The sequence below is a fragment of the Salinispora pacifica CNR114 genome, from assembly GCF_000514775.1.
Lineage (GTDB): Bacteria > Actinomycetota > Actinomycetes > Mycobacteriales > Micromonosporaceae > Micromonospora > Micromonospora pacifica.
This window is the reverse complement of record NZ_AZWO01000046.1, coordinates 25,418-33,238: the sequence shown is the minus strand read 5'-3', so window position 1 is coordinate 33,238 and position 7,821 is coordinate 25,418. Positions and strand designations below refer to the sequence as shown.

The 7,821-nt window shown below is 68.7% G+C and carries 5 protein-coding genes and 1 pseudogene; 2 read left to right on the top strand and 4 right to left on the bottom strand.

The genetic code is table 11. From position 1 onward, the window contains the following. Positions 1 to 768: pseudogene (locus B118_RS0122105) on the bottom strand (right-handed parallel beta-helix repeat-containing protein); the annotation flags it as partial. A gap of 522 nt (positions 769 to 1,290) precedes the next feature. Here B118_RS0122105 and B118_RS0122100 point away from each other — a divergent pair. Then, positions 1,291 to 2,376: a sulfite exporter TauE/SafE family protein gene (locus B118_RS0122100; protein WP_026185675.1), complete on the top strand. Its 1,086-nt coding sequence runs from the start codon at positions 1,291 to 1,293 to the stop codon at positions 2,374 to 2,376. An 83-nt stretch (positions 2,377 to 2,459) separates the two neighbouring features. Here the strand turns inward: B118_RS0122100 and B118_RS0122095 are convergent, their stop codons facing one another. The 3 genes from B118_RS0122095 to B118_RS0122085 all read right to left on the bottom strand — a co-directional run bounded on the left by B118_RS0122095 (position 2,460) and on the right by B118_RS0122085 (position 5,736). Further along, positions 2,460 to 3,632, bottom strand: coding sequence for a serine hydrolase domain-containing protein (locus B118_RS0122095; RefSeq protein WP_026271023.1), 1,173 nt, complete (start codon positions 3,630 to 3,632; stop codon positions 2,460 to 2,462). A gap of 88 nt (positions 3,633 to 3,720) precedes the next feature. Continuing rightward, a complete protein-coding gene (locus tag B118_RS0122090) occupies positions 3,721 to 4,215 on the bottom strand; it encodes an OsmC family protein (RefSeq protein WP_018222529.1) in 495 nt (164 codons plus the stop codon). Between the two features lie 147 nt (positions 4,216 to 4,362). Then, complete coding sequence (locus B118_RS0122085; RefSeq protein WP_028193470.1) at positions 4,363 to 5,736, bottom strand: autotransporter outer membrane beta-barrel domain-containing protein; 1,374 nt, start codon at positions 5,734 to 5,736, stop codon at positions 4,363 to 4,365. 442 nt (positions 5,737 to 6,178) lie between these two features. Between B118_RS0122085 and B118_RS0122080 the strand changes: the two genes are divergently transcribed. After that, positions 6,179 to 7,807, top strand: coding sequence for an isovaleryl-CoA dehydrogenase (locus tag B118_RS0122080; RefSeq protein WP_018812964.1), 1,629 nt, complete (start codon positions 6,179 to 6,181; stop codon positions 7,805 to 7,807). Positions 7,808 to 7,821: the final 14 nt, after the last annotated feature.

Below are 7,821 nucleotides of genomic sequence, written 5' to 3'. Positions count from 1 at the left end.
GTCGATGTGGGACTTGACGATCTCCAGTAGGCCGGTGTTGTAGATGCCGCCACCTGCTGCGGCGGCGGTGTTGCGGTCGACGGTGGAGTACTTGACCCGGGTCGTGCCGGAGTTGGCGATGCCACCCCCCGAGCCGCCGGCGATGTTGCGGGTGATGGCGCTGTGGTTGGTGGTCAACGCGCCACCGGCGTTGACCAGGATCCCGCCGCCGTCCTCGTCGGTCTGTCCGCCGGTGACGGTCAGCTTGTTGAGGGTGAGGTCACCGCCGACATCAACGGTGAAGATCCGGAACTCCTCCACCGCGGCAGCCCGTTCGATGGTGGTGTGCTTGCCGCCGTTGAGCGTGATCGGGGTGACGATCGCCGGCAGCCCCGCACCGTCGATGTCGAAGGTGAGCAGATAGGTGCAGTCCTCGGCCAGGTCAAGCACCGCACCACCACGGGCGTTGGCCAGGGTGATCTGCGCGATCAACGCATCCGCGTCACACGGGACCGGAATCCCCCGCGGCTTCTTCCCCGAACCCCCGCCCTTGTCGTCCCGCTTGCCCTTGCCCTCGTCGTGCTTGCCCTTCGCGCCGCCCTTGGCCTTCTCGCCATGCGTGGCCCTGTCGTCGTACCTGGCCTCGTCGTGCTTGCCCGCGTCCGGTGTGCCGCGGTCACCACCACGATCATCAGCGGCGGCCAGCGGGCTCCCGAGCGCGCCAACGGCCGGGCCGACAGCGACACCAACGGTGCCCAGAGCCAGACCGGTCACCCCGGCCAAACCCACCGCCCACCACCGCGACCTCGCCCGACCCCCGCCCGGCCGTACCGGCCCCTGGGTGTGGTCCTGATACCTCATCGTGAACTCGATGCCCTTCCCCCGCGAACGACAAGGACCCACCACCCGCGCCAACGGGGGCCGCCCTCGGCTACCGAACGGCGGTAGCAGCCACCCGCAACCTAAACCGACACCAGACCCAAACAAACATGAACGCGAAAAATCAGCCTGAAACGGTCACGCGTTCGTTGGTGGTGGCCCCCGGTGGGGGCGGTGCCGTGCCGTCCGCTGCGCCGGGGCCGGAGTCCCGGGCCGCCAAGGGCCGGCGTGCGGCCTCCCGGCCCTGTCGATCGGTCCAACCCAGCTCAACGGCAGAAGGGCGCCGGGCGTCACCCGAGTTGTGCGTCGTACGGTCCCACCGCTCAATTCTTTTGTTTTGCTCTTTTTGGCCCTTGCCCAACATCGGGGACTGTGAACGACTAGACCGTGGCCGATGATTCAGGGAATACTGTGGAAGGCGGGACGGCGGAAGTGGTACGAGTACCTCGAGTTTTGTTGGTAAACGCCGTCCTTGCGGCGATCGTGTGGCTGATCTGGGCGAAAGTGTGGGGGTGGAGCTACTTTACCCGACTTGACGAGCACTGGCCGGTGGCGCTAACCATGGTGTTCGGATCACTGGTTGGCGGTGGGACCAGCGAGGGCGGTGGTGCGATCGCCTTTCCGGTGATGACAAAAGTGCTGACCGTGCCGCCGGATCAGGCGCGTATTTTCACCTTCGCCATCCAGTCGATCGGTATGACTGCGGCTTCGCTGTCAATCCTGCTGTGCCGGGTCCCGATAGAGCGACGGGTGGTGCTGTACGGCTCGACCGCCGGAATGCTCGGCGTGGTGCTCAGCGTGACCATGATCGCTCCACATGTGCCGCTGAAGCTGGTGCGGGTGTTGTTTACGATGCTGCTCGTCGCGCTCGCGGTAGCGCTACTCGTGCAACTGCGTCAGCGCGGATATCGGCGAAATTTCGAGGTGCCGACGTGGACCGCTCGGGAGCGAAATCTGGTCCTGGGTGCCGGCTTCGCCGGCGGACTGCTCAGCGGCGTGGCCGGGGTGGGTGAGAACTGCGTCATGTTCTTGCTGCTCGTGTTGCTTTTTCGGGTTTCGGAGAAGGTGGCAACACCGACCACGGTGGTCATGATGACGCTGGTGTCGATCGCGGCGTTTCTGACGCATGTGTTCGTCGTCCGCGACTTCACCGGGTTTGTGGTTGACTACTGGATCACCGCGGCACCGGTGGTGGCCGTGGGCGCCCCGTTGGGGGCCTGGATCTGCACCCGGCTGACGCCCCTGACGATCCGCGGGGTGCTGTTCGTGTTGATCTTCGCGGAGTTGGTCAGCACCCTCCTGTTGGTGCCGTTCACTCCCGCCCTGGCCGTTGGCAGCGTCGCCGTGCTCGTGTTGTTCACCATCGTCTGCCTGGTCCTGATCCGTCAGGACACGTACGCCCGGCCATGGCCGTCCCGATTCGGGGAGGCCACCCTGACGGACCTGGGCGCCGGGGCCGCGGAGCGGCCGGCTGGACCCAATGCCCGTACCCGGGAGGACCTGCAGGATGTCGGCTAGGCATCCGCCCGGCGCTCCGTGCCCCGCTCCAGGGAGCGAGGCACGGATCTTTCCGGGTGCGAGGCACGGAACCTTCCGGGCGCCTACTCGCAGAGGGCTCCGTCCACGGCGGCCTCGACCTGACCGGCGGCGCTCTCCGTGGCGGGCTGCGCGGTGACGGTGAGGGTGACGGCGCGGCCGTCCTCGGTGACACCGCCGCGGGTCGTGAAGCCGGGGACGTCCCCGCCGTGGCCCCAGGCACGGTCGCCGCAGGGCAGGTCCCAGCTCATCAGGCCGAGGCCATAGCCGCGGCCGGGAAAGGCGGGGACGGTGGTCCGCATCTCGTCGAGTTCGGCGGGCCGGAGCAGGTCGCCGGCGAGCAGGGCGGCGAAGAAGCGGTTGGTGTCGCTGGGGCTGGAGATCATCGCGCCGGCCGCCCAGGCCCAGGACGGGTCCATCCTCGTGACATCCTGCAGCGGCTTGTCCGGGTCGTCGGTGAAGTAGCCGTGTGGGTGCCGGCCCCGGATGCCCTGCTCGCCGACGTTCGGGAAGTAGGTGTCGCGCAGCTTGAGGGGGACGATGATCCGGTTGGTGATCTCCTCGGCCACCGGACGGCCGGTGACCTTCTGGATGAGCAGCCCGGCGACGAGGTAGTTGGTGTTGCTGTACTCCCACTTCGTGCCGGGTGCGAAGCTCGCCTTGTCGGTGAGGGCCAGGTCGAGCAGGTCGCGCGGCTCGAAATAGGTGTGCTGAAGGCGGAAGAAGTCCGGGGCGATGTCGTCGACATAGCCGGGGAGGCCGCTGGTCTGCTGTAGCACCTGCCGTACGGTGATCTGCCGGCCGTCGATGCCGTCGCCGCGGACCAGGCCGGGCAGGTATGTCTCGATCGGCTCGTCCAGATCGACCTTGCCCTCACCGACGAGCTGCAGGACCACGGTGGCGACGAAGGTCTTGGTGTTGCTGCCGATGCGTACCCGTCCGTCGACCGGTGGCTTCCGCTTGCTGCCGAGTTCGGCCACCCCGGCGGTGTGGTTACGGGTACGGCCGTCGGAGGTGCGGACGGCGGCGAGAGCGGCCGGGAACTTCTCCTCGCTCACGAGGCGGTCGAGGTCTGCCTGCACGCCGTCGCGGTGGCGGACGGTATCGGCGCTGGCCGCGGGGGCGACCCCACCGAGGGCAAGACCGCCGACGAGGGCGAACGACGTCACGGCGGCCATCGCGCGTCGCCGGGTCGAGAACACCGGCGGGCGGCGGTGTGGGCGATTCCGATCGGACATGGGAACAACTCCTCATTGCCCTCGAACTGAGGGCGGGCTCGTTGGGAGGAACCCAGTTTCGACGGAACGAGCGTCGAGATCGATGCTGCTACCTGGCCGGTTCTGGTGGTGGTAGCCGGACTACGGTGCGCGCCTGGTGCCGTACCGGAAAGGACACCGAGGCGGCGATGAAGCATCGGTCATTCGCCTCGGCATGCAATGCGGTCGCCGGTTCGACCATGCTGGCGTGGGTGACTGTCACCCGTGGGCGGAGCAGGACGTCGGTGAAGCGGGCGGCACCGGTATGGTCCTCGCTCATCGTGCCGTGGGCGGCGTCGTGGTAGCCGACGACCACGACATCGTTGACCGCGCACAGGTGTAGGTACCACAGCAGATGGCACTGGCTGAGCGAGGCGACGAGGAGTAACTCGGGGTTCCACTGCCGCGGGTCGCCGCGGAACGCCGGGTCGGCGGAGCCGGCGAGGAGTGGGCGGCCGGGGCTCACCGTGTCGTACGACCTGTCGTAGGCGCGGTAGTCGGCCGTGCCGTGCCCACGGTCGCCGGTCCAGGTGGTGGAGACCTTGTAGGTGTGGTTCCGGGTCACGGACGAATTTTCGCAGGCGACTCGTGGGCGTCAACCAGCCACGATGGATTTCGCTGGTACCGGGACAGTTGCTCTCGAGTCGGCGAGTGGGGAGGGCCCGTTCCGGCCGGTTGACGGCGGAACGGGCCCTCTGGAATCCGCTGATCGCTACCCGGCGCAGCCGGGGACGTTGACGCAGTTGTTGGGTCGGTTCTTGATCACGATGGTGCCGGTGGCGGTGTTGAGGTTCACCGTGCCGTTGTTGTAGATGCCCCCGCCGTCGGTGGTGGCGATGTTCTCGACCACCTTCGTGGTGAAGAGGCTGATCGTACCGTCGTTCTGGATGCCGCCACCCTGGCTCGCCTGGTTGCCGATCACCTTGGTGTGTCGCAGCACCGTCTGCCCCCCGTTGAAGATTCCTCCGCCGATAAGCGAGGTCACATTGTTCTTGATCACGCTGTCCTCGACGGTCGCGAAGCTCTCCCCCTCTCCGGCAGCGGAGACGAACAAGCCGCCGGCCAGGCCCGATGCGTTGTTGTCAGCGAGGCTGACATGCCGCATCGTCAGCTGGCTCGCGACGCTGGCCCGGATACCACCGGTGCTGCCGCTGGCGGTGTTCCCGGTGATTTTGGTGCCGGTGACCGTGCTGATCGAGGTGGACAGGAACATCGCTGCGCCGTTGGATGCCTGGTTGCCGGAGATGCTGCCGCCCTTGACGGTGACGGTGCTGTTGGTCGAGAAGATGCCGCCACCGTTGTCGTCACTGGTGTTGTTGTCGAGGTGGGACTTGACGATCTCCAGCAGACCAGCGCTGTAGATGCCGCCTCCTTGAAAGCTGGCGGTGTTTCGAACAATTGCGGAGTGGTTGATCCGGGTGGTGCCGAAGTTGGCGATGCCGCCGCCGGAGTTGCTGTCGCCACCGGCGATGTTGCGGGTGATGGTGCTGTGGTTGGTGGTCAACGCGCCACCGGCGTTGACCAGGATCCCGCCGCCGTCATCGTCGCTGGTCTGTCCGCCGGCGACGGTCAGCTTGTTGAGGGTGAGGTCGCCGCCGACATCAACGGTGAAGATCCGGAACTGGCCGACGGCTGCGGCGGCCCGTTCGATGGTGGTGTGTTTGCCGCCGTTGAGGGTGATCGGGGTGGTGATGGCGGGCAGGCCGCTGTCGAAGATGTCGGCGGTGAGCAGGTAGGTGCAGTCCTTGGCCAGGTCGAGTACGGCGCCACCGCGGGCGTTGGCCAGGGTGATCGCGGCGATTAACGCGTCGGCGTCACACGGGACCGGGATACCTGCCGGCTTCTTCTCCGAACCCCTGCTCTTGTCGTCCCGCTGGCCCTTCTCGCGATGCTGGCCCTTCTCGCCATGCTGGCCCTTGTCGTCCCGCTTGCCCCTATCGCCACCCTTGCCCTTGTCATCGTGCCTACCGCGGTCGTCGCCGTGATCAGCGGAGGCGGTCAGGGTGCGCCCGACCGCGTCCGCGGCCGGGCTGGCGGCGACGCCGACGGTGCTCAGGGCCAGACCGGTCACCCCGGCCAGCCCCACCGCCCACCACCGCGACCTCGCCCGACCCCCGCCCGGCCGTACCGGCCCCTGGGTGTGGTTCTGGTACCTCATCGTGAACTCGATGTCCTTCCCCCCGTGTGCGACAAGGAACCCACCACCACACCGGGCAGTGGACGGCTCCTCGGCTACCAACCGGCGGTAGCAGCCACCGCAACCTAAACCGACACCGCACTCAAACAAACACGAATACGAAGAAAGGTGACTAAAAGGGATTCGCGGTGGGGATGGGTGGCTGGTCGTCGGGGAGGCCGCCTCGGCGACGCGACGGGCGGCGATGCCGGGGACACTGAGGACCCGCCAGCCCCTTCCGCTGCCCCCACCGCCTCAGCGACAGTGAGTGCGGAGCAGCCGCACCGGCCATCCGTGGCACCGGTGCGAACCGTGTCGAGCGGGTTGAGTTGACCCGGGTGGGAGGGCCACTGTGCCGACGCACGAGGTGATCAACCAGGTGCCACCCCTGGTCGACCACGACATGTCAGACGACCCGGCACTCCGCTCCGGGCTGGCCCGGGAGGGAGCCGGCTGGGCCAGCGCCGAGCTGCGCGAACTCGGCCGGCTCGGCGGCACGCAGGCGGCGGTCGAGCACGGCCGGTTGGCCAACGAACACCCGCCCGTACTGCGCAGTCACGACCGCTACGGGCACCGGGTGGACGAGGTGGAGTTCCACCCGTCCTGGCACGAGCTGATGCGGACCGCGGTGACCTACGGCCTGCACGCCGCGCCGTGGGCCGACGACCGGCCCGGAACGCACGTCGCCCGGGCCGCGAAGTTCTACACCTGGCGGCCGGACGCCGGGCACGGCTGCCCGATCTCGATGACCTACGCGGCGGTGCCGGCGCTGCGGCACGCCCCGGAGTTGGCCGCCCAGTACGAGCCGCTGCTGACCGCCACCACGTACGACCCGGGGTTGCGTCCGGCGCTCGGCAAGCACGGCCTGCTGGCGGGCATGTCGATGACCGAGAAGCAGGGCGGTTCGGACGTACGCGCCAACACCACCCTCGCCCAGCCGGCGGCGGACGGCAGCTACCGGCTGGTCGGGCACAAGTGGTTCACCTCCGCACCGATGTGCGATCTCTTCCTGACTCTTGGCCAGGCCCCGGGTGGGCTGACCTGTTTCCTGGTGCCTCGGGTGTTGCCCGACGGCACGCGCAACGCGCTCCGGTTGATGCGGCTCAAGGAGAAGCTGGGCAACCGGTCGAACGCCTCCGCGGAGATCGAGTACGAGCACGCGGTGGCGTGGCGGGTCGGCGATGAGGGACGGGGCGTCCGCACCATCATCGACATGGTCAACCTCACCCGGCTCGACTGTCTGATCGGCGCCGCCGCCGGGATGCGCCAGGGGGTCGTCACCGCGGTCCACCACGCTCGCCACCGACGGGCCTTCGGGCGCCCGCTGGTCGACCAGCCGTTGATGCGCAACGTCCTCGCCGACCTGGCGGTGGAGTCGGAGGCCGCCACCGTCCTGATGCTGCGGCTCGCCGGTGCGACGGACCGCTCCGCCCGGGGTGACGCCGACGAGGCCGCGTTCCGGCGCCTCGGTGTCGCGGTCGGCAAGTACTGGGTCTGCAAGCGGTGGCCGGGGCACGCCGCCGAGGCGCTGGAGTGCCTGGGTGGCAACGGGTACGTGGAGGAGTCCGGCATGCCCCGGCTGTTCCGGGAGTCGCCGCTGAACTCCATCTGGGAGGGCTCCGGCAACGTGGCCGCCCTGGACGTGCTGCGGGCCTTGACCCGTCAGCCGCGGGTGCTGGCGGCCTTCGAGGCCGAGGTGGACGCCGCCGCCGGTGCGGACGCCCGGCTCGCAGCCGCGGTCCGGCGGCTGCGGGCGAGCCTGGCGGACCCGACCGACGCCCAGTTGCGGGCGCGGCACCTGGTGGAGCGGCTCGCCCTCGTCCTACAGGGGGCGCTGTTGGTGCGACACGGCCACCCGGCGGTCGCCGAGGCGTTCTGTGCGTCCCGGCTGGGCGGTGCGCACGGCTACGCGTACGGCACGCTCCCCGCCGGGATCGACCTCGCCGCGATCATCGACCGCGCTACGCCGAAGGTGGACTGACCCACCGCGGGCGG